Origin of the sequence: Pseudoduganella sp. RAF53_2 (assembly GCF_052113985.1) — a bacterium.
In the GTDB taxonomy this organism is placed as follows: Bacteria; Pseudomonadota; Gammaproteobacteria; order Burkholderiales; family Burkholderiaceae_D; genus Rugamonas.
Genome location: NZ_JBFRDW010001023.1, coordinates 1 through 1281 on the forward strand (window position 1 = coordinate 1; position 1281 = coordinate 1281).

The 1281-nt window shown below is 65.4% G+C and carries 1 protein-coding gene; it reads right to left on the reverse strand.

What is annotated here, in order from left to right; genetic code table 11:
• Positions 1-161: 161 nt before the first annotated feature.
• Entirely contained in the window at positions 162-1223 is a 1062-nt protein-coding gene (locus tag AB4Z11_RS32020) for a succinylglutamate desuccinylase (RefSeq protein WP_442030249.1), read from the reverse strand.
• Positions 1224-1281 lie beyond the last annotated feature (58 nt).

Sequence of the window (1281 nt, forward strand, 5' to 3'; positions counted from 1 at the left end):
ATGCCGTGCTCCTCGACGTGTGCTTCGGCCTTGCGCAGCAGTTCTGCTGCAACTTTCAGGCCGCGCACAAAGACGGGAGCGGATACTCGGTACATGGAAACGGACATGGGCTACTCCTCCTGTGTGATCGGACGAGTGTAGCGCATGCCCCGCATTCCTGCTTAAGACACCCTCACGACCATCATGCCTGCCCGCAGGCCGATGCGTACGTCGGGATTGGGGAAGACCACCAGCTCTTCGTCGTGCTGCACGGTGTAGATGGTGTCGCCGTCGCGGGCGATTTCCTGGCCGCGGGTCAGCGGCGTGAAGTTCTGAGTCTCTTTGCCGAACGCCATGGTGAAGCCGTCGCTCAGCTTGATGATGTTCCGGGCGACTTTAAACACGTGTGGCTTCCTGGCCGCTTCGCCCGCGGGCTGGCCGCGCAGCAGGCGATCCAGCGCCACGCGTGCTTCCTCGAACTGGGACAGGTCGTTCTGGCCCAGCGTGCCGATGCGGCCTAGCTCCACTGTGGTGCCGGCAGCGGCGTGGTGTTCGGCGCTGTRGTAGCTATAGGTGCCTGCGGACGCAGGGTTCATGATGATGGCGCCGATGCCCGCTTCACCCAGCCAGCCGATCAGCTGCGCCTTAGCGCCGTCCGCGATCAGATCGGGGACAATGGCGAAGGTTGGGTAATAGGATGGTCGGATGGCCGTGTGCAAATCGAGGTGCCAGCGCTCAGCACCGGCATCCTTGAAGAAGGCGCTGGTGGCGGCGATCATCTCGTCCGCACGCGCGGCTTCGGCGGTGCCGGCAAGGCTGCCACGCTCGGCGCGGAACATGCGGTTCAGGTCTGCGTCGATGAAGCGCTTGGCCTGACGGATGGCGCCGATGTTGCCAACGCAAAGCATCAGGTCTACGGCCAGCATTGCAKGCTCCTGCGCCAGCGCATCGAGCAGGTAGGCCACCAGTTCGATAGGGCCCGTTTCGTCGCCGTGCACGCCGACCGAAATCAATACTGCAGGACGCGCCGGCTGGCCGGTGGCCACAGCGCGGCGCAGTGTGATGATGCCGTCGGCCGGTTCAGCGACCGAGAAACCCGCCGCGCCGAAGCTGAGCGCGACCGCGCTGAAATCCGCTTCGGCCAGCGCGCGCACCGGAGGAGGCAAGCCGCCGCCGGCCGCGGCCTGCGCAACGTCTGACGATGGGGCGCCAGCAGCGGCGCCGGTTTGCTGCTTGTCCGTCATCCGCTTATGCCGCCTTTGCCAGGGTCGTCGCATTCACGGCTTCGGACAGCGCCCACAC